At 61.7% G+C, this 23317-nt stretch carries 18 protein-coding genes; 8 read left to right on the forward strand and 10 right to left on the reverse strand.

From position 1 onward, the window contains the following. Positions 1-46 precede the first annotated feature (46 nt). Positions 47-535 carry a DUF1579 family protein gene (locus ABZ664_RS34225; protein WP_362519592.1) on the forward strand — a complete coding sequence of 163 codons (489 nt, stop codon included), beginning with the start codon at positions 47-49 and terminating at the stop codon, positions 533-535. Positions 536-939: 404 nt separating this feature from the next. Here the strand turns inward: ABZ664_RS34225 and ABZ664_RS34230 are convergent, their stop codons facing one another. Beyond that, entirely contained in the window at positions 940-1470 is a 531-nt protein-coding gene (locus ABZ664_RS34230) for a DUF6879 family protein (RefSeq protein ID WP_362519595.1), read from the reverse strand. 659 nt (positions 1471-2129) lie between these two features. On the opposite strand from ABZ664_RS34230, the gene ABZ664_RS34235 reads away from it, so the two are divergent. Continuing rightward, positions 2130-3011: a TIGR03619 family F420-dependent LLM class oxidoreductase gene (locus ABZ664_RS34235; protein ID WP_362519598.1), complete on the forward strand. Its 882-nt coding sequence runs from the start codon at positions 2130-2132 to the stop codon at positions 3009-3011. Positions 3012-3179: 168 nt separating this feature from the next. Here the strand turns inward: ABZ664_RS34235 and ABZ664_RS34240 are convergent, their stop codons facing one another. Further along, positions 3180-4055 (reverse strand): phosphotransferase, encoded by an 876-nt coding sequence (locus ABZ664_RS34240; RefSeq protein ID WP_362519601.1) that lies wholly within the window; start codon positions 4053-4055, stop codon positions 3180-3182. Between the two features lie 646 nt (positions 4056-4701). Between ABZ664_RS34240 and ABZ664_RS34245 the strand changes: the two genes are divergently transcribed. Beyond that, entirely contained in the window at positions 4702-5502 is an 801-nt protein-coding gene (locus ABZ664_RS34245; protein ID WP_362519604.1) for a hypothetical protein, read from the forward strand. 197 nt (positions 5503-5699) lie between these two features. Here the strand turns inward: ABZ664_RS34245 and ABZ664_RS34250 are convergent, their stop codons facing one another. The 4 genes from ABZ664_RS34250 to ABZ664_RS34265 form a co-directional block, all read right to left on the reverse strand. Next, positions 5700-6893 carry an IS701 family transposase gene (locus tag ABZ664_RS34250; RefSeq protein WP_362519607.1) on the reverse strand — a complete coding sequence of 398 codons (1194 nt, stop codon included), beginning with the start codon at positions 6891-6893 and terminating at the stop codon, positions 5700-5702. 178 nt (positions 6894-7071) lie between these two features. Next, complete coding sequence (locus ABZ664_RS34255; protein ID WP_362519610.1) at positions 7072-8115, reverse strand: ATP-binding domain-containing protein; 1044 nt, start codon at positions 8113-8115, stop codon at positions 7072-7074. A gap of 41 nt (positions 8116-8156) precedes the next feature. Further along, positions 8157-10031 (reverse strand): DUF1998 domain-containing protein, encoded by a 1875-nt coding sequence (locus ABZ664_RS34260; RefSeq protein ID WP_362519613.1) that lies wholly within the window; start codon positions 10029-10031, stop codon positions 8157-8159. Then, positions 10031-13183 carry a helicase-related protein gene (locus tag ABZ664_RS34265; protein WP_362519616.1) on the reverse strand — a complete coding sequence of 1051 codons (3153 nt, stop codon included), beginning with the start codon at positions 13181-13183 and terminating at the stop codon, positions 10031-10033. Before ABZ664_RS34265 ends, ABZ664_RS34260 begins: the two co-directional genes overlap by 1 nt. 117 nt (positions 13184-13300) lie before the next feature. On the opposite strand from ABZ664_RS34265, the gene ABZ664_RS34270 reads away from it, so the two are divergent. Beyond that, positions 13301-15319, forward strand: a complete 2019-nt coding sequence (locus ABZ664_RS34270; RefSeq protein ID WP_362519619.1) for a sigma-70 family RNA polymerase sigma factor — start codon at positions 13301-13303, stop codon at positions 15317-15319. Positions 15320-15701: 382 nt separating this feature from the next. Beyond that, positions 15702-15944 (forward strand): hypothetical protein, encoded by a 243-nt coding sequence (locus tag ABZ664_RS34275; protein WP_362519622.1) that lies wholly within the window; start codon positions 15702-15704, stop codon positions 15942-15944. A 3-nt stretch (positions 15945-15947) separates the two neighbouring features. Here ABZ664_RS34275 and ABZ664_RS34280 read toward each other — a convergent pair whose 3' ends face one another. Together ABZ664_RS34280 and ABZ664_RS34285 are read right to left on the reverse strand one after the other, a co-directional pair. Next, on the reverse strand, positions 15948-16574 hold the full coding sequence (locus ABZ664_RS34280; RefSeq protein ID WP_362519625.1) for a very short patch repair endonuclease: 627 nt from the start codon (positions 16572-16574) through the stop codon (positions 15948-15950). A 188-nt stretch (positions 16575-16762) separates the two neighbouring features. Next, positions 16763-18034 carry a DNA cytosine methyltransferase gene (locus ABZ664_RS34285; protein WP_362519628.1) on the reverse strand — a complete coding sequence of 424 codons (1272 nt, stop codon included), beginning with the start codon at positions 18032-18034 and terminating at the stop codon, positions 16763-16765. A 307-nt stretch (positions 18035-18341) separates the two neighbouring features. Here ABZ664_RS34285 and ABZ664_RS34290 point away from each other — a divergent pair, with 307 nt between their 5' ends. Further along, a complete protein-coding gene (locus tag ABZ664_RS34290) occupies positions 18342-18956 on the forward strand; it encodes an Eco29kI family restriction endonuclease (RefSeq protein WP_362519631.1) in 615 nt (204 codons plus the stop codon). A gap of 131 nt (positions 18957-19087) precedes the next feature. On the opposite strand, the gene ABZ664_RS34295 is transcribed toward ABZ664_RS34290, so the two are convergent. After that, positions 19088-20311 (reverse strand): helix-turn-helix transcriptional regulator, encoded by a 1224-nt coding sequence (locus ABZ664_RS34295; RefSeq protein WP_362519634.1) that lies wholly within the window; start codon positions 20309-20311, stop codon positions 19088-19090. 952 nt (positions 20312-21263) lie between these two features. On the opposite strand from ABZ664_RS34295, the gene ABZ664_RS34300 reads away from it, so the two are divergent. Beyond that, a complete protein-coding gene (locus tag ABZ664_RS34300; RefSeq protein WP_362519636.1) occupies positions 21264-21665 on the forward strand; it encodes a hypothetical protein in 402 nt (133 codons plus the stop codon). Beyond that, positions 21622-22296 (forward strand): ATP-binding protein, encoded by a 675-nt coding sequence (locus ABZ664_RS34305; RefSeq protein ID WP_362519639.1) that lies wholly within the window; start codon positions 21622-21624, stop codon positions 22294-22296. Before ABZ664_RS34300 ends, ABZ664_RS34305 begins: the two co-directional genes overlap by 44 nt. A gap of 264 nt (positions 22297-22560) precedes the next feature. Here the strand turns inward: ABZ664_RS34305 and ABZ664_RS34310 are convergent, their stop codons facing one another. Next, positions 22561-23154, reverse strand: coding sequence for a hydroxylase (locus ABZ664_RS34310; RefSeq protein WP_362519643.1), 594 nt, complete (start codon positions 23152-23154; stop codon positions 22561-22563). Positions 23155-23317: the final 163 nt, after the last annotated feature.

Here is a 23317-nt window from a genome sequence, read left to right on the forward strand (position 1 = left end):
AGTGTTTAAGCAACATCTTACACACCATCGACGACGAGGATCCGCCATGTCAGGAGACGACAACACCCGTGCCCCGCGATCGGAGAACCAGCGCCTGAATGCGCTGGTTGGCCGTTGGCGTTCGCAGGGGCGTATAGCGGCCACCGCGATCGACCCGGCGATCCGCATCGCCGGGTCGGACACCTACGAGTGGCTGGCGGGCGAGCACTTCCTCATTCACCGTGTGGACGTGCGCATGAATGAGGAGCACATCGAGGTCATCGAGATGATCGGGCCCTACGATCCAGCGAGCCGGACCTACCCCATGCGCTCCTTCGACAAGCACGGCAACTTCGTCACCATGCGGGCAAGCGTCGACGACGAGGGTGTCTGGACGTTCGCCGGTGAGACAGAGCGGGCGACGCTGGTGATCGCCGAAGACGGCGACTCCATGACGGCCGAATGGGAGCGCACTGACAACGGCTCGAACTGGCGGCACTGGATGGACATGAACTTCACGAGGGCTTCCAGCCCCAGTGCCATCCCGCGCCGCTGATTCCCTCGCAGATCAGAACAGCCCCGTACGAGAATCCCGGCGAATCGCCGCGAATACCTCCACCTTGGACTGGGGGTGTATCACCAGCGTCTCCTCACATGGAGTAACGCCTCGATACTCGCACCGCTAACCCTCAGGTAGCTCTGGAATTCGCTGACACGGCTCCCCCACCGAGCGCCACAGAGCCACTGACCGACATTCGGCTCTTGAATTCACCTACAGAGCCAAGGGGATCCTGTCCCGCAGCCGACGTGGAGTACACGGTCGGTCCGCGCCCAACTCAACCGCCCACCCACCCGCCGCCTCTGGCCGGGTGGTGGCCTGCGAACCGGTCGCCACGTCCAGCAGGGCGACCTCCGCACCGCCACCCAGCCTCACCGCCGACGGCCGCATGCCCGCGGATGTCACTCGACTCGCTTCACGAATTCCTCGTGGGAGACCGACAGTTTCCGGGCGAGATCGAACCATCCGCGGTGTTCGGCCACGATGTCGGGATCATCGATCAGCTCGGCGCCCAGCATCGACCCGTCCTCTTCGTCGAAGTGCAGGACCGCGGACAGGGAGCGGTCGAAGCACCACACGTCGAGCTGAGGGACACCCGCCCTGAGCGCGGTGTCGCGATCCAGGTATCGGATGTCCTCCCCCGCCGCGTTGTCGGCCATGGCTCCGTGCAATCCGAAGCGGGCGTAATCCGACAGCGGGATGGAGACGACCCGGACCCTCTGGAAGTATCGCTCTTCCATCACCGCCTGACGGACCGCGTGAAGCCACGGCCTGTCCGCCCACTCCGGATCGGGACTCCCCTCCAGGAACCGCCGCAACGGCTCCTGCTCGACCGGCGAGTTGTAGCGGTCGCGCGTCTCCAGACGCTGTGCGGTGGACCGGAACGAGGCGAACAACTCCTGGAAGCGGTCACCTCTGACGAGTTCCGTCACCCTTGCTACTCCTTCGGAATGAACGTGAGCATCTCGCGGGGGATCTCGACGATAGCCTCTCCCAGCCCGAGGTTGACGGCGTCGCCGAGCGCCTGGGGTCCAGGATGAGCTTGCCCTGGATGGCCACCGTGCCACCGGAGGTCTCGTAGGCAGCGGGACAGTCACCGTTCTCGGAGGACGTGCCAAGGAACCGCAGACGCATGTGCATGATCCTTCCCTGAGATTGCTACAGATGGCTAGCAATCCCGACAACGAGTGACGGGGCACATGGCGTCAAGGTTCTGCACCTACGAGTCTTCGCAGCCACTCGGCAGAAAGCGAGTGAATTCTCTCCAAGAGCTCGCTGCCGCCCTGTCACCAGAGCGAATGTGCCATGAACGGTCACGGTCGTTCCTCCAGGAGTAGATCGGCGAGAGCCGCGACGATCGGCAGACCGGTGGCGGCTTCGATCGATGTGTCCGGCCGGTCAGGTGGAGCGATGATGCGTCCATGCTCGCTCTGCCTTGCCTTGACGCCGGTGACAGGGTTCTAGTGTGGCCGCGACAGACGGGTGGGGACGTCGTCGACGCATGGTGAGGCCATGACGCCGCCTCGGTACCGGCCATACCGATCTGCGACCGCCCATCCATCGCACCGACCGGCCGACCGAAGGAACGACGATGAAGTTCGCAGTCAGCTACAGCACGCCCTACCACGGCGTCGACCCCGACACGATCGTGGCCTACGCCCGGCACGCCGAGGACTGCGGCTTCGAGGCGCTGTATCTGCCCGAGCACATCGCGCTGTACCCCGGTGCGGCGGTCGGGCACTTCGAGTTCCCGCCGTCGCTACCGTACTTCGATCCGCTCGATTGCCTGAGCTTCGTCGCCGCGGCCACGCGACGAATCCTGCTCGGGACGGGTGTGCTGCTGCTGCCGTACCACCATCCGGTGATCCTCGCCAAGCGCCTGGCGACCATCGACGTGCTGTCCAAGGGGCGGATGCGGCTGCTGACCGTGGGGCTCGGCACCCTGCCCGGTGAGGCCAGGGCGACGGGCGTCGACTTCGGCACCCGTGGGCGTCGCGCCGACGAGGCGATCGACGTGATGCGGCTGCTCTGGGCCGGCGGCGAAGAGGGGGTCGACTTCGACGGGGAGTTCTTCGCCTTCGACAAGCTGTGCCAGTTTCCGAAGCCATACGGGGTCACCCACCTGCCGATCCACGTCGGCGGATCGAGCCGGGCGGCCGCACGCCGCGCCGGACGACGCGGCGACGGCTACTTCCCGGGTGGCGCGCTCACCCCGGACGAACGCGCCCTCCAGATGGACCTCGCCCGGGCCGCCGCCACCGAGGCGGGCCGCAGCCCGGAAACGCTGGAGTACACGCGATCAGGGGCGATCGACATGACCGCCGAACAGGTCGAGGCGTTCGCCGCGCAAGGCGTGACCCGCATCGTCGTGAGTGCCACCGCCACCGAACCGGAACGGCAACGCGAGGAGATGTCCGCGTTCGCCCAGCGGTTCGCCCTTCTCGACACCACCGAGGCGGGTGCGCGCGTCTGACGCCTGCCACGCTTCTCGGCCGTGGTAGCCGCCACCACGCTGTTCTGCCGTGTTGACCGGCTACCGCGGTCGCGCGGTCCGGGAGAGAGGTCGAGTCCCCGCCGGAACAGGGCGTTCTGTCGCGCCGGCCTCTGAGGAGGGTTCGGGACCGGTGCTTGACGCGGCCGGTCAGGTGGAGCGATGGTGCACCCATGCTCGCCCGGCGTCGGCTGCCCGCGTACGGAAATCGCGCCCTTCCACTGGGCCGAACCGCGCCTTGTACCGGCGAAACAGTGTCCACAGCGCGGCCAGGCCGGTGACCGCGTCCGCGGGTGCGGACCGCCAGGCCGGTACGCGGGCCAAAAGCGCCTCGGCCTGCTCCGGGGTATGGCCCGCCTCGATGAGACGAGGAGCGAGCATGACCGCGTCCACCCACGCGGCACCGCGCGCCGCGAACGCCCAGTCGATGACGTACGCTCGCCCGTCGTCGATCCGGAAGTTGCCGGGGTGCAGGTCGTAGTGGAGAAGGGTGTCCCCCTTCAGCGCGTCGAGGCTGAACGCGGTGAGCGCCTTCTCGTACATGCTCCGGTCCGGCAGTTCCCCTGCGAGCAGGCTCGCGGCCTTGGCCTGGAGTCCCGCGATGTTCACCGCGACCTCCGGAAGCCCGTCGGGGCACGGGGTGAGCGCCTCGTTCAGGACGGTCAGGGTGTCCAGCACAAGCGGCACATCCGGCGAACCGGGCGACAGGTCGGCGTCCCGGCCGTCGACGTACTCGTGCAGCAGCACGATCCACCCGTCCACCTCACCACTCCAGCGCAGGCTGGGCGTGGGCAGGGCGGGCGGCAGTACGGCACCGGCCCGTCGTTCCCGCTCGTACAGGGTCGCGGCCGGGCTGGCGGTGGGGACGGCCTTGAGGAAGACGGTTTCGCTGTTTTCCGTGTGCAGCCGGGTGGCGAGGCCGGGCATGAGTCCCTTGGTCACGGGCTCGGCTTTGAGGACTTGGCCGACCTGCTCCTCGACGGTGACGCGCACGTTGGCGGGGAGGTCGTCCCACTGGGGTTTCACAGTCGGCTCTCCCTGGGGTCGTCGGCGCAGCCCGCGTAGCACTGGCTGCATTCGCCGACGGGGATCCACCCTCGGGGATGACTTTCAGGCCGGCGGCTTGTATGGCCTCGACGGTAGTCCCGATCGTGGTCATGGGGTGGGAGATCTGGGCGGTGGGCACGATTGGCCGCCGACCTTCTCCCCGCAGGTACGGGGCTGCGGCGACACTCACTCGGTCATTAACGAGTGGGACGGTCGATGGGAGGCCACCCTTGGGTTACTTTGTCCGTATGAGCGGACAGCGGAACGGGAGGGCGGAGGTGATCCGCTATGTGGGTGTGGCCGGTGTCGCCGCGTGGTTCGAGGTGTCACCGAGCACGGTAACGAAGTGGCTGGATCGATACGCGGAAACACACCCACACCCGAAGCCGGACGCGGAGATCGGGGAGGGCAGGTCGGCGGTGAAAGGCTGGTTGCCAGAGCGGGAAGCGGAGTGGCGCGAATGGAGTGCAGGCCGACCGGGGCAGGGGGCAGGCGGGGGCCCGAAGCCGAAAAGGTAGTCGCCGAGTCTTGCGTTTGAGCGAGACTCTTTTTCTTTGTCTGTCCTCTTGGACAAAGTCTCACCCTCTAACATTGTCCGTCTAGTCGGACAATGTTAGGAAGCTACATGGACAGCTACAAGAACCAGACCACCACCCCGGTGGAACCCGTGACGACCGACCTGCGCACCCCGGCTCTCACCGCCCGGACCACCGCGAACGCCACCCGGGCCGCCTGGGCTGCCCACGCCCGCGTCTGCCGCATCGGCCAGACTCTCCTGTGCGTCGAATGCGAGCTGCTCGGCACCGCTTTCAGCAGCGCTGCCGCCGCCGCGCGTGCCGCCTATGAGGCGTACGCACCAGCTGGCAGCACCGTTACCTACCACGGCACGAAAACTCAACACCACGGCCCCGGATGGACTGTTTGTGGTGTTACCCACTGCTCCTGCGGAACGGCATACACAATCGTCCGCAACACCGGCCACGCCCAGGACGACGTCCTGAGCGGCGTCCACATCGAGTGGATCACTCCGTCACAGGACGACGTACGGCGCACCGACCGGCGAAGCCGTGCCGACGCCCTAGCCGACGGCACCCTCATCGACGTCCCTCAAGCGTTACGCGCCGAGATCGGCTTCCCGCTCGTCGCGTTCACCGTCGCCGCGTGGGCCGACACCGTGACGTGGACCGACGAGGACACCACCCGCACCGGCATTCCACAGAATGAGGACGACCGTCTGTTGGACGTGCTCGCCATGGCTCGCACTGTCGTCCGCACGGTCCGACACGACAAGCCGGTGGTGTTCTCGCTGTCCCGCTACCCCCGCAGCGGCATCGATGGCTTTGACTTTGAAGCGTCGAAGGCCCTGCTGCGGTTAAGCCTCGAAGACGGTCCGGCATTCACCATCAGCCTGCTCGGCGAAGACTGACCGGTACTACATCCGTAGATCGCGTGGTAGCGGGTCGCCTCGTCGGCGGTAGTGGCTGATCAGCGCGCGGGTTTGATGGGCTTGCCGGAATCTGGACCAGGCCAGGACATGCTCGATAGCGCTGGTGGCAGGCACGACGAGACGGGCGAAGACGCGGCGGATCTCGGCCACCGATGGCTGGATCAGCCGACCTGGAGTCAGCTGAGACTCTCCCGGTGTCGTGGATCTTTTCCCTGATCGGCAGCGGGCGGAACCGGCTCGGGGGTGGTCTGGTCACCCAGGTCAGCGCGGCTGACAGCGAGGAAGGCCAAGGCGAGCATGGCCGTGGTGACGTGGCGGTGCCAGCCGTCCCACTTGCGGACCTGGTAGTCGGTCAGGCCGAGCAGGTCCTTGCCGGTCTCGTTGTTCCCCTCGATCTTCCAGCGGAGCCCGGCGACGGTGATGAGTTCGGTGATCGGCGTGCCGGTCAGAGCATGGGACAGGAAGAACTCGACGTCGACAGAGTCGCTGACACTCCGGCCGATCAGCAAGGTGTGCGCGTGACCGCCGGACGGAACCTGCCCCGCCAAGGCCACCGCGACCGCCGCCCAATCGTAGGCGCGTCGGCCCTTGCTGCCCTCGCCGCATGAGCGGCGCTCCCACAGACCCGGGTCGGCGTGAGCCAGTAGCCGGTCCAGCACATGTCCGGCCCGCTCACCACTCCCGCGTACGTCCAGCAGCGGCAGACCCACCGGGACGGCCATCACGTAGGCGATCTGATGGGTGTGGCAGTAGGCGCGCAGTCCCAGATCACGGCCGTAGCCGGAGTCGGCGGCCAGATAGCGAAACGGTGTGCCCGCCCGCCGTTCCTCCTCCAGCATGTCGATCACCTGCTGAGGTTTGGTCGCGAACGTCACTCGCTCCGGCACACCCGCCACCTTGCGCCGTTCCTCGTCATCGGCCCAGTTTTCGGGCAGGTAGAGCCGCCGGTTGATGAAGGCGTGCCCGACAGCGGAGGCGTAGGTGAGCATCGGCATCACCTGGCAGTTCTCGACCTGGCCAGTCAACCCGCAATACTGGCGGGCTACCCCGACCGACCGGTCATCCTTCTTGATCGCTTGCGTGTCATCGGCGATCAGCACCCCATCCGTACTCACCAAATGCTCCACGACGTAGGCGCGCACGTCATCGCGGAGCGCGTCGGCGTCCCACTTGGCCCGTGCCAGCAGCCACTCGATCGGATTGGCAGTCGGATGCCCGACATGGTCGGCCAACTGCCAGGAGTTCTTACGCGGCACATCGGCCAGCAGCCTGCGGACCAGATCGCCGAAGGTCGCCTTCGGCTCGGGCCGCTTGAACAGCCGATCAGCGATCCTCGAGGTCACCGCTGTGAGCTCGGTATCCCAGGACACGAAGAGATCGTAGGTGAGGCACAAGGTCACTCGCAGACCATCGCCGATACACCCGCAGCCACACTGGCGAACGACTTAAAGATCTACCGATTTAGTACCAGTTGCTTGGCCTTTTCTCGCTGATATCACCCAAGTGCTGGAGTTATATAGGGCGCGAAGCAGGACACGCTCTTGAAGATCACAAAGTGCGACGAAGAGTGGTATGCGGAATACGGGAAACAATCGATGGCTCTGCGGATCCACGGTAGAAGAGGTGTAATTCCTCGCGAGCGCGGGTCGTCAAAACATACATTTGCATTCGTGCCGCATGGTCGGCTGCATCCGTCGAATATGTCTCAATATCCGTGACGAAGACGGCGTCGAACTCAAGCCCTTTCATCGACTTAGACGTGAGAATTTTTATACCCCGCTTCGCGAAGTCAATCTTCGCTGGAGCGCTCCCATTTCGGACATAAATTTGGGCCGAAGATACTTTTCGCCTGTCCAATTCCATCCATAGACCTTTGATCGTCTGCTGATGCTGCGCGGTAACCGCTACCTCATATCCAGGATTTTCCTTGATATACTTGACGATCCTATCAATGATCTCTTTGGTAGTTGAGTACCAATGTAGCTCCGGATGCTTTCCGCGTCGTGTAGGCAACGAGAGATTCTCGTCTACAAAGATCTCTGCGAGCCTCGCAATCTCCATGGTGTTACGGGAGTTAGAACTAACGCTGTGATGGACGGTCCCATCCCCGAGGAAGGACTTGATCTCTTTCAGAGTGCTCTGGCTGTCTGAAATACGCTGGTTCTCATCAGCGAAGACAGTGACATTCTCGGCGAGAATCGTTGAGACGAGATAGAACTCATGTGGCAGGTCTTGACCTTCATCTATAACAAGATCTTCGATCTCTACCTCTGGATGACCTGCCCGGCCCAATTCAAGGAGGATCGCACTCCAGTCGAAGGTAAATTCTTCGATTCCACGGGGTGGCCTCTGGTTGAAACGCTTCTTCCAATACCCAGAGAACCACTCATGAAACGTCATCACCGTTGAGTCGAGTTCGAGCCTGCTGGCTGCGATAAGGCAATAATTTTTGAGTGGTCTGGAGTAAGTCATAAGCACCGGTTTCCGTCCCTGCATGACCAGAGTCCACACACGGTAGAGTGCCATGATGGTCTTGCCGGAACCTGCGGGACCACTGATGAGGAACCTTCCGACTGCGGGCAAGTCGATCACGAAACTCTGTTCCTTGGACAGATCCAGAATGGAAGGTAGCTTCACTCGCCTGCCTTAGATGCCGAGTCGACTGCCGCTTTTAGAACCGGTTCGAAGAAGCCCGGGACAGTTCCATTACCGGTGACAAGAGTTCTATCCAGAAGAGTGTTGCTGGATTCGCAACTCGTTTCCGGTAGGAGCGCGCAGGCATGGCAGGCAGCACGATTGAGATTGCCGAGGCCTTGTCCTGAGTTCTCCGAACAGAGGGGATCGTTGGAACACCATGCGCTGGCTTCGAGCGCACGAAGAAGTATTTCAATCAAGAACGAGGGTTTCCCCTGACGGACTAGGCCACCCAACGTTCCTTCCGTATCACCGGCGGCGGTGTAGATCAAGAATCCAGCCATTGGGTTCGTGTTGGATCTGTCCGCAGGAAGCCTGCTGTAGACCCGTTCGCGCAGCGAAGCCGTGTTGTAACCGGACTCGAAGGACAGTTGCCGGATCAGCAGATGGGCGAAGGTGTGGAGGAGCGGGTAGCGCGGAAGCATCGGCATACCCGACCGGTCTCGTAGACGGTCCCGTTGGAAGGACTTCGCGAGGTCCGACTCATGTTTGGCTACGTGACTTCCGACTTGATAAATCTCCTCCCATTCGCTGAGTTCCCGCTCGTCAAAGGCTAGGAAGATGCCCTCGCCGAACGTCTCCACAGCAGGAAACCACTTAGCCCTGCTGGACCTCATATGGACCGGAATGATGTTATTTCCGGGATTGTAGCGAGAGAAGCCCGTCAGCGCCCTGACCTCTCTGATCCTGTCGGCCAGCACGATGCTGCTGATCCTCGCGCTCAAGCCGTGCGCGGGACCCCTAGGGTCAGTTTCTGGTGCCAGCACAGAGTCTCGTGTGATGAAATTCTTGGTGGTTGGCCTCTCGTCAGCAGGAGTTACGAAAACGCGCCACTCGCTATAGTCAAGGTCTTCATTGCCATTTAACGTTTTTTCTTCAATTGCGCCCTCTTGCGCACCCGATCCCATATCCGCAGCCACGCTGTCAACGAACTCCTCAGTGACTCCAAGACCTACTGCAATGATCTTTCTGAAGAGATGTTTTACTGAGTCGTCCGCGATTAGAAATGAGGCCCATTGGGGATGGGATTTCACCTTATCGAATTCTTCACCATCTCCCGCACCCGGAATGGCGGCTAGAGCGGGAATATCGATCGCGCTATAGATCACGGGGAAGTAGACATTTGCGGCCCCTCGCTGAACGATTTGCGGTAGCTCCTCGCACTCGTCCGCCTCGCTTCTGGGCTGCCAAGGCTGGCGGCCCTGGCATGTGAGCCCTAGCTTCTTAACGATCTCGCTGCCACCAACTCCTTGGAGACTCCTGCTCGCTCGACAGTCATCGCACGATATATGGAGCGAATCTAGGCCGCTGGATTCTTTCGACGTCGTGAACCTGAGCCGGTTGCCGTCAGGACATTTATCGCGTTCTTCCGCTGGTCGATTCGAATGTGCCCACCACGACCAGTCGACGTCCGACATGTGGCTACGGAGACAAATCTGAATGAAACGCATTGGCACCAGTTTTGGCGCCGGGACGCATTTAGGGCAAACCGGGGCCTTTCCCTGTTCCTCCTTCTCTGGAGTCCACCGAAACATACGACGACAATGATCACAGAAGAGCCAGTTAGGGAAACGGAAGTAGGGCACCCTCGGCCAGTCAGGTGGCGGATCCGCAGGGCCGGACGGGGCAACCGGTGCGGACCGGAAGTGCTCGACATTCAGCTTGTTCGCTAGCCTCGGAAGTATGATCTTTTTTGCCTGAGGCGACCACTGCCTGATATCGATAGCGGTGAATGATTCTCCTTTGTAGTCAAAGATTCCCCCAACTCCGAACGGAAAAATTGTCTGTGACTGCCGGACCTGTCTGCGCGCCATCACTGTTCCCCCCTGACCTTGACGAGAGTCTCGTTATCCACGCTCCGCATCGAGTTCAGCGTCTCCCAGAGGCCGCTTCCGAAGCCAAACTGCTTGAGCAGGTTCCGCTGCGCTTTACCTTGGAATTGATACCTCAGCTTCTTGTTCTCATTCGCCGCTTCCTGCGCATGACTGATCCATTCGTTGATCAGTAGTTCGAGCGCACGCTCTGTAGCGACATGTTCATGACGATCCGCAGTCGTTACATGGGCTAAGAGCCGCTCTTTGATTCGTTCCAATTCATCCTTACGATGCTGAACATCTCCGGCTTGGTCGTCAGCGTTGAGGCCAAGGCCGTGGCGGACGAGGATCACGAGGCACGCATGGAGTGCGCGTTGCCTGGAGGCAAGCGACCAAGGAGTGACACTGGTTGGTTCGACCTGGCGGTAAAGAGACTCGTGGTAGACACCGAAGGTCTCGTAGTGCGATCGGTCCCGAGGTTTGGTAGGTCGAAGCATCGTGACCACCAGGCCTGGTGTCTGGTGTCGGCCGACGCGACTGGTGGCTTGGATATATTCCGATGTGGTCTTCGGCTGGCCCATCATCAGCATTAGAGAGAGTCTCTTTACGTCGATTCCTACCGACAGCATGTTGGTGGTGGCAAGGAAGGAAACCGCTCCCTCTCTAGGGTAGGAGATCTCCAGGCGTTCAAGGAGCCTGGGTTGCTCCGCTCGTGACAGGTTGGCCGTCAGTTCCTCGACTTTTTCCTCGCCCCATGGACGCTCCTTGTCATTGAGAGACCCTAGATACTTCAGACGTGCACCGATGTCGTCACGTGCCAACGTCACCGTCCGCCCGAGTTCTCGTACGCTGTGGTGGTAGGCGACCAAGGTCCAGTAGGCATCCTGCAAGGCGGGGTCGTCGGCGATTTCGGTTGGAGCTTGAGCCATGGCCGCAGCCGTATGCACGATAGCCGTCGAGTTACTGTGTCCCTGAGCCATGATGCCGAGATAAAGACGCCCAGGCCGACTTGGATCTGGTTCGGAGAAGTATGAATACCTCGCGTCAAGTCCGGCTGGCGGGAATAGCTGAACCTGCCGGCCATAGAGACCGCGAACTTGATCACTCGCACGTCGGATCGTCGCGGTGGAGGAGATGATCTTAGGCCGGATGCCGTCCCATGCGCAAAGCTCCGACACGGCAGCTTCGTAGAGACCGACAGTGGTCCCTAGGGGGCCGGATAACAGATGCAACTCGTCTTGAATGATCAACGATGGACGGAGCCCACCATTACCTCCGAACAACGCTCCGGCTCGATGCTCCCAGGCAAGCCGAGCGAACTTGTCGACCGTGCCGAGAAGGAATGTTGGCGGCCGCTCATACAAGTGATCGTCCACTACTGCGACCGGCAACCGCTCGGAAAATGCACAGTCCTCGCTCGGGCAGTGGAACAAGAAGGATGTAGCGGTCGCCTTGATACCGTAATGCTTCCGACTTGACTTCGTCCGCGGCACAATCTCTGTTCCACACCACGGGCAGCGTTCCAGTAGGAACCGGTCGTCGGGTTTGCTCATACCGAGCAGTTCGTTGAGCGAGTCCGCCGCTGCCGAGTACTTGTTGGGAGTTGTCGCTTCTCCAACCCATAGACCAATAGTGATCGGCCCACCACCGATCACAGGCTTGTACTGCGTGTCCTTGCCAAGCCGCAGATACTCCAGAGCACAGACGATGCTTGCGGCCCGTTGGAACTGTTGGGTGGTCAGCAGACTGAGCGTGTATCTACTGATGACCGTGGTTCCCCCACCCTTGTCACCATGCTGAAGCCGTCGGAAGAGGATCTCGAAAGCGGCAACGAGCAGGTACGCCTCGGTCTTGCCTCCACCAGTCGGGAACCAGATGAGGTCAACACTCTCACGGTCTGGATGAGTGTCCTGGACCAATCCCTCAACAACCATGAGAAAGTAGGCAAGCTGGAAGGGGCGCCATCTGTAGTCGTGAAGGTCCGGCTCCGCGACCTGGGCCACCGCTTCGTCTCGCCCACGTCTGGTCCCGCCTAGGTCAGGCTCTGACCGACGCATCTGCAGAGCCATCGCACGATTAGCCAACCGGAAGGCTTCGAAAGCCCTGGGATGATCCCGGCTCGTGAGGCATCTGATTCCACCCTCTATCCGATTGATCGCCTGCTTGATACGACCAAGGATCCGCTGTGCGGGTGCCTTTCCCCAGGCCTCCAGCCCATCGACCGCAGCAGCCTGATTCTCAAGCCAGGACCGGTAACCCATTACGAAGTCTGTGAGCAAATCAGCCAGGGTCTCGGGAGTCATCTCCGGACTGGAGAGCCGGCGGAGCGAGAGAACCGGAGAGTCCAGGGGCCCTGAAGCCCTCACCGAGGCGACGGACTCCCGGGGCATCACCTCCGTTGCGACTGCGGTGACATTGTCCGTACCGTCCTCCCGCACGATCCTGGTGGCGCAACCGTGACCAATCGAGTAGGTCTTCGCGTGCCGGTACTGGAGACGGAGTTCCTGTTCTTCCTCATCCTGGCTGCTTAGACGAACACTTGGGTATTCGAGGATCCGACCGTCCTCTGTACGGACCTCAAGACCGACCTGGAACAACATGTGGTCCCAGTCCCGATTGCTGTTCGTCGACACGTGTGGATTGACCAGCGCGACGGTGATTAGTTGGCCACGACCGTACGGACGTCGTCTAACTCGAATCTCGCCGTGACCTGCGAAGACTGAGGTGGACTCTTCTGGAAGACCGAGTTCTTCTTCCTTCAGTGGTTCTCTGACCCAATGACGCTGATCACTCAACCCGCCCCGCACATAACGAGCACCCGAACAACGGACGTTGATGATCGAGGCGTTGGTAAAAAACGAGAGCCCCAGAGATGACGGCAGCCAGGCGGTGGCATCGGATACCGGGTCCTGGGCGAATTGTCCTTCATCACCGCCTTCGTCGGAATCGGTGCGCTCATCTTCCTGCTCTCCACTGGCAAGCACCGCGTTCTGGAAGTCAGCTTCGCGGGGGTAGAGCGTTCCCATCAAGTACCTCCGGTCCGGAGGGGTGGTGAGCACTTCGTGCTCACCACCCACCGGACCGATCAGCTGCTCCCTCAAGTACCCAACGAAGTCGTCCCGCAGAGCCGCCAGCTCTCCTGCTACCTTCACCGCTCCCCCTCTGTATACGAACTGGGCGCCGCGCCAGAGTCGCCTGTTCCCGATGGCGTGTGACTTTCTTGCTTTACCTAGTGATTCTGTCAGTGTGGGGTGACAGAGTACGTGTCTATGCGGATTCAGCCCAATGGAGTAGCCGAAGCCCGCTCAACCACACCGGTCGCGGCGAGTACCGGCAACACGCGTGTGGACAGCGCCTTGCGGCTCGCGCAGCGTTTCGTCCAGGGGAAAGCCCTTCCAGCGGCTGGGTGGAAACGCATCATCCAAGCGACCCAGCTAAACGAACCCGAAGCCAGGCTGCTCTTTAAGGCAGCGGCATCGTTTGGGCTAGAGGTCTCGGGCACGCCGGCATCTGATGTCCAGCAAGAGACGGGCATCTCCAAGCACCGGGATGTCAGCAGCCCTCCGGCCTACGCCCACGGCAAGTCAGCTGAAGGTACTGCCCGCAGTACGGCTATCTCGCTCGAGCACCTCGGCAGCGCAAGCCACATCGCATCTTCCCTGGAGCAGTTGACGCCCGCTGTCGCCGCGGCAATGAAGGTGATCGAGGACGACCGCCGTACGAAACGACCGTGGAAGCGGGTTCTAACAGCAGAGGAGGAGGTGGGCTTGGCCCAGCTGATGCGTCAAGACAGCCCCCTTGACGTCGAATTGCCAGAGGACTTCCCATCCGGGTTCGAAGATGATTCACTTCCCCGAAAAGCGTGGGATTGCATGATGCTCCACAACATTGGTTTAGTTCATGCCGCCGCGCATAAGAATTTACTTCCCGAAGGTATGGAGCACGACGACCTAGCCCACTACGGAATCTTTGGTATTGCTCGCGCCATTCAGAAATTTGACGCATCGATGGGCGTAAAGTTCTCTACCTATGCCACATGGTGGGCGAAACAGTCGATGTCTCGGGCTATTGCCGACTTCGGTTCACTAATCAGAATCCCAGTGCATATGCACGAGACGTGTCAGAAGATCCGTAGCATCCAAAGATCGCTCTATGAACGTGGCCTGCCTGCCGGCCCTGCGGACATCGCTTTGATAGCTGATCTAACCCCCTCAAAGGTTCAAGAGGCAATGAAGATCAGTAGAGTCACGGCTTCCCTTGACATCATTATTGGAGATGGATCATCTCTGGGCGATTTCTTAGCAACAACTGATCATTTCCCTTCGACAGAATCGATTGTTCTTGCGAAGCTGGAAAACAAGTGGTTGCGCAGCCTACTCAAGCAGTTGCCAGAACGCTCTGCGGAGATAGTAGCGCTCCGCCATGGCCTCTACGACGATGACGAATGGACTCTAGAACGGGTCGGCGCCCGTTTTGGCTTCACACGGGAACGCGCTCGCCAGATCGAACTGCAGGCGATGAAGCAATTACGCAGCCTTATATCTGGAGAACGTCCTGCAAGACAAAATAAAGAAGTAGTAGCAGAATTTCCCCAGCAAGTCCCTGTCGGTGCGAAAAAGGTAAGTTCGGGCCGACCTATGAAACAATGGAACAAAAGAGGGGCGAGGCCACGACCCACTCCTCAGCCTACCAAAGAAATGGACGCAAAAAAAGACAAAACACCATCACAAGCAGTCGACTCCATACTTCAAGAAAGATTCGTACTTGTCGCAAACAAAGAGATAGAGGTATCACTACTTTCCCATATGGCCAAGAAAGTTGCATATGAGATGGTTCAGTACGCAGTCGACAGGTCAATAATACTTCAGGTTGCGGCAGGCGAAGAGTACAAAATTACGGCGAGCGTCCAGCATGGAACGAAAAAAACTAGGCTGTGGGCGATAAACCTTGGAGTTGACGGCATGGAACATCTGCCGCCCCGCCTAAGCCTGGAAGGACGCTCCAATAAGCTATTAATTAGTCGAGAATCGTTAGCTATGTATCGCGAGACGATGAACAATCTAACGTTCTATAACACGGAAGGAGGGCCGACTTTTCCTACCTCAATCCCTTTGGAGGAAATAGCTAGACAAATTGATGCGGTGCCAGTGATCCAAGAATCCATAGACTTGGTTCTAGAGGCCATGAACCTGCGCCTCGGAAAAGAACTATTAAAGAGGGACGGCTACCACGCGCGGCCGAGTTCAGTGACCCTAGCAAGCACTCCAGTTCAGGGTGTCCTTTTCTAGGAAATGGGCGCCTCAGTGGACTCTATTCCGGATCATTTGGCCTACAGAAAGCCGAGCCACCACTTAACCTAACTGACCTGCGAGAAACCGCTAGGGTGCGGCAGCTATATAAAAGAGGATCGCGAGCCGGCCTCACCTTGATCGTGGAGATCCTGCGAGTGCAGTAGTTGTCTCGGATAGACACCCGGACTAGTAGGCACTATAAATCTGCTGCGGCCTAGCGAGTCTGACAGTCCGTTCATCGATTCTTGGAAAACCCAAGAGGACGACCGAACCTACCATCACACTCCTGCGGCTCTACCGACTAGCTATGCGATCGCATCTTCAGCCGAGAAGAGACGTAAGCCTTCCAAAAAAGTCAGCGGACGGTCATCATGTCGCTATGGCAAAGATCAAAGAGTTCTTCCGAGTCACCAAGACCGCGAGTCCTCACCCCACAGAAGTCGAGTGTGGGTACCAGGTAATCCTTACGCAGAATGGTGCCCTGCTTCAGCTCAGCACCTATGGTTCAGACGGCCGGCAGTCCGAGAAGAAGGTAAGCCAAACTCTTCAGTTGGACCGCGAACGTGCGGCCGAGCTCCTTCAGATCATCACAGAAGCTTTTCCGGACCTGAAGGACAGCTGATCCTCAAGCTCCACTTGTTGATCTTCGGTCTCTGATGAGCTGAGCGATACGCTCGGCAGCTCCCACCGGATCCTCGTGTTCCCAAACACGGACCGGCTCCCAGCCGGCCTCACGTAGCAGGTGATCAGTCTCGACATCACGGGCCCGGTTTTTCTCGATCTTGTCGGTCCAGAACTCGCTGTTCCTCTTGGCCGGCCGATGGTGCTCGGGGCATCCGTGCCAGTAGCACCCGTCGAGGAAGACCGCCACCTTGGCCTTGGTGAACACGAGGTCCGCAGTCCTGCGGAATCCGGCGAGCGGGCGCACCCCAACCCGGTAACGCATGCCGATCGCGTGGATGGCAGAACGCAGAGCCATCTCGGGCCGAGTATCCCGGCCCTTGTTCGCCCGCATGACAGCACGTACGGCCGGAGTGGATGCCCACGAACTCTCCGGCCGAACAGTTCCGTCTTGGTTCTCCCCCGACGGCGGTTCCTCGACAAGGAGATTACTGGCCCTTGCCATCTGCCAAGCCTGCGCCAGGTTCGCCGCCCGCGTTTCCTGATCGACTTCCCCGACATATTTCGCTGGAGATCGCCCCTTGTCCGACCAGCGAAGATAAGCGCGGATACGCCGTGTCTTAGGCAGCACCTTCAACTCGATGGAAGCGCAGGCGAAGCGTCCATCACCGAGGTCTACGGTACGGCGATTACGTCCTCCAGCGGCACGGTCCTGCTCTGCGGTACGCGCGTCTCGGGTGCGCCCCTTTCGCCCTTTCCACGCTCGGGCCGGTGGCGCCTCGTCCTTCCACCCTCCTGGTCTAGCGGTTTCCGTAGTGGTCACCGGCGGCCCTCCGCCTCCTCAAGCACATCGGCGACAGCCTTGGCGAAGACCTCTCCGAGCAGAACGGGAACCGCGTTGCCGAGCTGACGCATCTTCTCTCCACGAGGCCCCTCAAGAATCCAATCGTCAGGGAAGGTCATAACACGAGCGGTCTCACGGACTGTCATATAACGGTGGGTTCCATCGTCCAGGAGCATGACGGACTCTCCTCCTGGAACACCGTGGACGCCAGCCTTGACGGTCTTGGCCGGACGATCGAGCTCGTTGGGAGTGTGCCCGTTGTAGATTCGAGCGTCAGGCCAGCCGATGTGATCGGTAAAGCCACCCAGCTTGTGCTCCTCGCGGTCGAGCCACTCGACAGGGACGGGCGGCAGGGGCTCAGCTCCGTCGATACCCGCGATCGCATCACGCAACGTGCGCCATGGACGCTTGCCATCCGTGACCGGAAGTGTCTTCGGCAGTCTGGCCAGGACGCTTTCTCGTACCCTGTCGGGTACGGCATGCCGGTCCCAGTATTCACCGGTGACCATCGAGTGAATGAGTGCCATCTCTGAAAACTCCGGCTTCACAAGCCTTTTGAACCGCTCTACGTCGACGCCGAGGTCCGCTCGGAAGGCCACGATGATGATTCGGTTTCGAATCTGCGGAACCCCGTAGTCAGCGGCGTTCACTGGGGTCATCACGACCCTGTATCGCTTCGACAGGTCGGTGTCCTCCTCCTTGATCCGCTGGCCCAACACCGCGTCGTGTTCCTGCCAGGTCACCCCCTCCTTCCGCTCGTTGAAGGGGAGTTCGAGTTCGCGGAGGATGTAGTCGAAATAGGGCTTGAACGACGGGCGCAGCAGCCCGCGGACGTTCTCGCATATAACTGCCTTGGGCTCCGCCTCACGAACGGCCCGGAACATCTGGGGGAACATGTTCCGCTCGTCCTCGTCGCCCTTGGCCACCCCGCCGAGACTGAACGGCTGACAAGGGGGCCCACCGGCGAGAACGTCCACCCTTCCGCGCAAGTACTCGAAATCGACCTTCCGTACATCACCCTTGACAAGCGGACACGGCTCACCTGGCGCTGGAACGTAGGGCGCTTGTCCCTCCTCCAGAAGCTCAGCGCCGTTGACCACCAAGGTCTCGCACGCCCGCTTGGCATACTCGTTGAGCAGGAGCGGCCGGAACCCTGCACGCCGAACCGCCATGGCCAGGCCCCCACCACCGGCGAACAACTCGACGGCGGTGCGGTCTCTGGTCGGCTCTTCTCGCTGATCAAGCATGAAGAAAGCATACCGCGGAGTTGTTGATCTTGGACAAGTTTGGAAAGATAGTTCGACTCTTTCGTTCAGCGCCTGTGCCCCTCAGAGGACCACGAAGGCAGAGCGAAACAGAGAGCATCTCCCCACCAACGCCACATAGCGATCAATCAGCGTGAATGGCCCGTGAGGCTCTCGCCTCCAGCCGACCCTTTGGCGTTCGAGCGAAGGCCAAGACCTCTGGAACGAACCTGTGGATGGCATGGATGAGTTTCAATCACGATGTTCGATGGACCGAAAGCAAACGGATCTTCACAGTAGTCTCTAGCACGTGCCCAACTACACCCCTCGGTACTACGATCCGCTAGACACGGAGAACATCACCTCCGCCATCTGCCGCGAGTTGGAAAATCAGCCGCTGATCCCTCTCGCGCCAGAGATCACCAATTTCACGGGCTCAGGGCTCTACGCGATCTACTACATCGGGGACAGTGACCCTCTGTACGCTCCTCTCGCCCCGCACAAGATCCCGGTTTACGCGGGCCAGTCGGTGTCCCACAACAGCGCGACCGGAACCGCCAACAAGAGCCAGAGCCCACTCTGGCAACGAGTACGCGGACATGCGAAGTCCATCGGAGGCGGCGGACTACCCCTTGGCGATTTCGCAGTGAGGCTACTCCGAATGCCCGACGTGCACGCCGACCTGGGCGAAAACGGGCTAAGGGTCACCTATCAGCCTGTTTGGAATGCGATCCTTCGCGGATTCGGTAGCAACGAGCAAGGCGCGGCGACCCGAAGGAGCGCTCGCTCGAAGTGGGACACCGTACATGCCGGCAGAAGCCGCACTCACGGCGATAGTCCGCACGACCGCACCAAGCTCATCGAGGAGGCACGGGTTCATATCGCCCGACAGATAGAGAACTCCAAAAATGTTCCTTGGAGCTGACTCAAGAGTTCCCGCTCTCCTTCGTCATGGTCGTCCTCGTTCTTGTCCGTGAAGAACTCAATCCTCATGAAGCCTCACAGAGGCCGGAGGCCTCTCCTTTCAGGGCTCATAGGGTGCCGAAGATCGATTCCTCAGAGGACGTGCATCCGGACACCCAGTCGACGGATCCGCTCCCGGTAGCTGTACCGCTCCAGGTCCAGCAAGGTCCGTACAGCCTGCTGGGCCATCGGGTGGTTGCGGACGAGTTGAGGTGCCGCTTTCTCGGCGCGTTCAAGTTCGGCCAGGGCGGCGTCGCGTTTGCCGCACCACAGTAGGCCTCGTGCGTAGTCAAGGTGGTGGTGTCCAACGCGACCAGACTGCATGCCTTTCGGGAGCCGAACCTTTTCTCCTCGGCTTACCGCCTTGGGCCCGTCTCCGAGCTCGACGGCAACGGCGACGCCATGAATGTCGATGTTGGGCTGGTTGGTGCATAGATCGTAGTAATTGGTGCGCTGTCGAGCGCCGAGCCGGGTGACCGCCTCGGCCGCAAGACGATGTCTCGACCACGCCTCGTCGGCGTCGTTCCTACGGGCAGCGGTGACCGCGGCCCGCAATTGCAGGCCACCCCAGACGGCCAGGGCCTCAGGCTTACCCGCGACGTACTCGTCCTCGATGCTCGCGCAGGCCGAGTTGATCACGGTGAGCGCGTCATTCCACGAGCTGGAGGACCACAAGTTTCGTATCCGCAAATACGTGGATACGACTCCGTGGTACCGATCCCCTGAGCGTTCGGCGGCCCAGCGGACTCGACCGGTGGCGATCAAGGAGAGATCGGCGTATCCCAGGCTGTAGGTGACCGAGTCCGCCGTCTGGTAAACGAACGCGAGCAGCCCGAACGCCGTACTCCGGTTGGGCTCGGTGTACAGGTGGGTCGCGGCCTGGAGTTCGGAGAGTAGAGCCGGCAGCCCATCGGCCAGTTCCGTGTAGCGGGCCTCTCGCCGTAACCAGCAGGCATGCTCGACGGCGACGCGGAGGGCGTCCAGCGACCGCACTTCGCCGACCCACTCAGGGGCGAGGTCGTAGCGCTCCAGATGGCGGCGAATCTCGGGGATCGCAGAGTGCCCCCGATCCTCGGCGGGGGTGTCGCCCCGGTAGGGGCGCGCGGTGAGTTCGTTCGGGTGCACGCGCAACACTCGAGCGACGGTGTTGATCAACGCGATGGAGTCAAGAGGGATGCTGTCGTTCTCGACGCCGGACACCCAGGACTGCGCACGGCTGACGCGCCGGGCGAGTTCGGTCTGGGTGATGCCCAAGCGCTTACGCGCACGTCGTACGCGCTTTCCCACACTCTCTGCCGCCGGGTCTGAGTAGGTCATGGCCTCACGGTAACCCGCCTTGCCTCTCTTGACTCCCCTCCTCATCAAAGTATCAAGGGCATTGATGTCCGCACCTCTCCGCACTCATAACTTCACTTTCCGTGAGGAGAGATGAGTGTGGGAGTGGCCGATACTCCCGTCACCTGACGGTCGGAGCAGCTGTCGAACGAACTCCAGTGGAAGCCCGCGGTAATGGGCCTCTACGGACGCGCATCAACACAACGGGCCGACGCTCCTGTTTGTACAGCGCAAACCCGTCGTGCGGCGCGACGGCCGGAATCGCCGTGTGGGAGATCGGCTTGAACGTCCGTTACGGACATGCCGCGCAACGTGCAGTCGACCAGGGCGTCCCGCGTTCCGATACGCCGAACTCCGTGAAGCACATCAGGCGCCGAAGCAGGTGACCAAACCTACCTGACGAACGCACCGTCCCTCACACGGAAACCCTTCGTCACCGGCCAAGACACGGTCATGGCCGGTGATACCGCCAGAGAAAACGGCTCTGCCAGTCGAGTGGCTTCGCCTGGCAGAGCCTCGCCTGCACACTGGAGGTGCAAACTGTGCTCAACCCTAGTAGAGCCATAAAGATCATCCGAGTCCGTTGGCATGCCGAACAACCGCCCTCACCTCTCGGCTGTCGCTGGTGCGGTCATCCCCCGTACGCGCACGATGCCGCCAGCCTGCCGCACCGGCCGGGACACGTGTGGGAGCAGCCCACCTCGGCCCAGGTCCGTACGCGCATGACGGCCCGGCGCCGCCTCGGGCTCTGCGGCCGACTGCCCGCGCCTTCCGCACCGGCCACCGTGACCCCGCGCCCGCCGAGCCACCCCTTCACGGTTTCCCCCACCGTCCGGGGACGCCACGCGCGACCGGCCACCTCGCCGTACGGACGCGAATCGCCGCCAGGAGCACGACCCGGCAGGCGCGAGACGCACCGGAAGGGAGTGACGGCATGAGTGCACCTCCCATCGAGACAGAGGCAGAGGCAGAAGCGGACGCGGACGCGGAACACCTTCGGCACGAACCCGGCGACGACCCCCGCGCGCTGCGCACCCTGACGCTCCGCTTCCCTGACTGGCGTCCCTGGTACGGCCACGCCACCGGACGCTGGTGGGCACTCTCCCCCACCCGATACCAGCAGCGCATCGGCCTCGTCGAAGCCGACACCCCCGCCGAACTCGCCGCTCGGATGCAGCACATCGAGGACTTCCACCCCCACCCCGAGCAGGCTCACCAGACGACCGACGGGAACCTTGGGGTCGCCGAAAACCACGCAGGCAACGAGACCATCAGCAAGGGAGGTGACCGGGATGACCGTACGACTGCTGTCCGTACTCGCCGGGGTGCTCGCTGACCGATTCCGGACGACGACCGACGACCCCAACGGACCGGCCGCCACCATCTGGCCGCCGTATCCGGGCCGGATCCCCGGCTGGTCGACGACGCCGAACCACACGCCCGTCATCTCCCAACGTTTCCCGGCCACCCCCGACCAGGTCAGGGGCGCCCGCGCCTTCGTCGCCGACATCCTCGGCGACGACCACCCGCTCCGCGACGACGCCATGCTCCTCACCAGCGAGCTGGCCACCAACGCCGTCGAACACTCCACCAGATCGATCGACACCCGTCCGATCGACACCGGGTCGGTCGACACCTGGTCGACCGACACCGAACCAACCACCCCTGAACCAACCGGCCCCCGACCGGTCGACGCCAGAGCGACCAACGCCGGAGCGATCGACACCGGAACAGCCGCCCCCGAACCGAAGGACCCGCCACGGGAGTTCGTTGTCACGGTGGCCTTCACCCCGCGCGGCGTCATCATCACCGTCCAGGACCCCGGCTCCGCACAGATCCCCCGCGTCAGGAACTCCGGCCTGGACGCCACCGGCGGCCGTGGCCTCCTGCTCGTCAACGACCTCGCCACCCGCTGGGGCTTCCACCGCGACCCCACAGGAACCGTCATCTGGTTCGAACTCACCTGACAGACCGACGCGAGCTCGAAAGGGCGACGCCGCCACGCCCCCGACCAGCGGCGTCGTCCCCGAGAACGAGACGGTCACACGATTTCCGGTACGGATGATCCCGTTGGTTGCGGAGACACACGCCGGAGACGGTTCCGGCCCCGGCGTTCAGCGAGCTGATCTCCGGCGCCCGACGGGCGGCGGTGGGAACGCGGAAACCCACAGCCCAGAACCGGGGAGATCGGCCGGCGTGGGTGGGTTCAGCCGATGAAGATCACCCTCAGTCTAGAAACGGTCCGCGTGCTCGTCCACCCACTGCGCGAACGTGCGTGCCGGACGGCCGGTCACCCGTACGACCGTGTCGTCCACGGTCTTGGAGGAATCACTGGACTCGGCGTACCAGCCAACGACGTACTCGGCGTCCGCCCGGGACACTCCGGTGGCCGTCAGCCTGTCGATCGCCTGTTCGTGCGTTATCGGCTCGAAGGCGATGTCGCGGCGGAGCGTCCGCGACAGGATCGCGACCCGCTCACTCGGGGTGAGTGGGTCGGGGCCGGTGAGGTTGTAGGACTGCCCCGCGTGGCCGTCGTCGAGTAGTGCGACGGCCGCCACGGCCGCGATGTCGGCCTCGTGCACCAGCGCGCTGGGAAAGTCGTACGGTTCTCTGACCACTCCTTCGGCTCGGATCGATTCGGCCCAGGTCAATGTGTTGGACATGAACTCCTGTGCTTCCAGACGTGTCCATTCCACGCCTGAGTCCGCCACCGCCTGCTCGACCGGGCCCACCCAGCCGCCCCACAGCACGGTGAGGCGCTGAACGCCTGCGGCGACCGCCCGCCGGACCAGCTCGGGGCCGACCTCGGCGAGTCCCTCCGTCACCGTGATGTGCAGCCGGTCGACGCCGTGGAGTGCGGCGTCCAGCTTCTCCGGTGTGTTGTGCGTGCCGGCCGGAACCTGTCAAACCTGCTGAGACATCAGGCTACTTGTGGCGTTTGTGCTGAGGTCTCGATCTGGAGGGGCGTGGATGGTTTGTTGATCCATA

The sequence above is a fragment of the Streptosporangium sp. NPDC006930 genome, from assembly GCF_040635605.1.
Classification (GTDB): Bacteria; Actinomycetota; Actinomycetes; order Streptosporangiales; family Streptosporangiaceae; genus Streptosporangium.

Coding starts and splice junctions, on each gene's coding strand:
- ABZ664_RS34225 (WP_362519592.1), top strand. CDS start 47: ATGTCAGGAGACGACAACACCCGTGCCCCGCGATCGGAGAACCAGCGC.
- ABZ664_RS34235 (WP_362519598.1), top strand. CDS start 2,130: ATGAAGTTCGCAGTCAGCTACAGCACGCCCTACCACGGCGTCGACCCC.
- ABZ664_RS34245 (WP_362519604.1), top strand. CDS start 4,702: ATGGACAGCTACAAGAACCAGACCACCACCCCGGTGGAACCCGTGACG.
- ABZ664_RS34260 (WP_362519613.1), bottom strand. CDS start 10,031: ATGGCGCGCAGACAGGTCCGGCAGTCACAGACAATTTTTCCGTTCGGA.
- ABZ664_RS34270 (WP_362519619.1), top strand. CDS start 13,301: ATGCGGATTCAGCCCAATGGAGTAGCCGAAGCCCGCTCAACCACACCG.
- ABZ664_RS34275 (WP_362519622.1), top strand. CDS start 15,702: ATGGCAAAGATCAAAGAGTTCTTCCGAGTCACCAAGACCGCGAGTCCT.
- ABZ664_RS34285 (WP_362519628.1), bottom strand. CDS start 18,034: ATGCTTGATCAGCGAGAAGAGCCGACCAGAGACCGCACCGCCGTCGAG.
- ABZ664_RS34295 (WP_362519634.1), bottom strand. CDS start 20,311: ATGACCTACTCAGACCCGGCGGCAGAGAGTGTGGGAAAGCGCGTACGA.
- ABZ664_RS34300 (WP_362519636.1), top strand. CDS start 21,264: ATGAGTGCACCTCCCATCGAGACAGAGGCAGAGGCAGAAGCGGACGCG.
- ABZ664_RS34305 (WP_362519639.1), top strand. CDS start 21,622: ATGACCGTACGACTGCTGTCCGTACTCGCCGGGGTGCTCGCTGACCGA.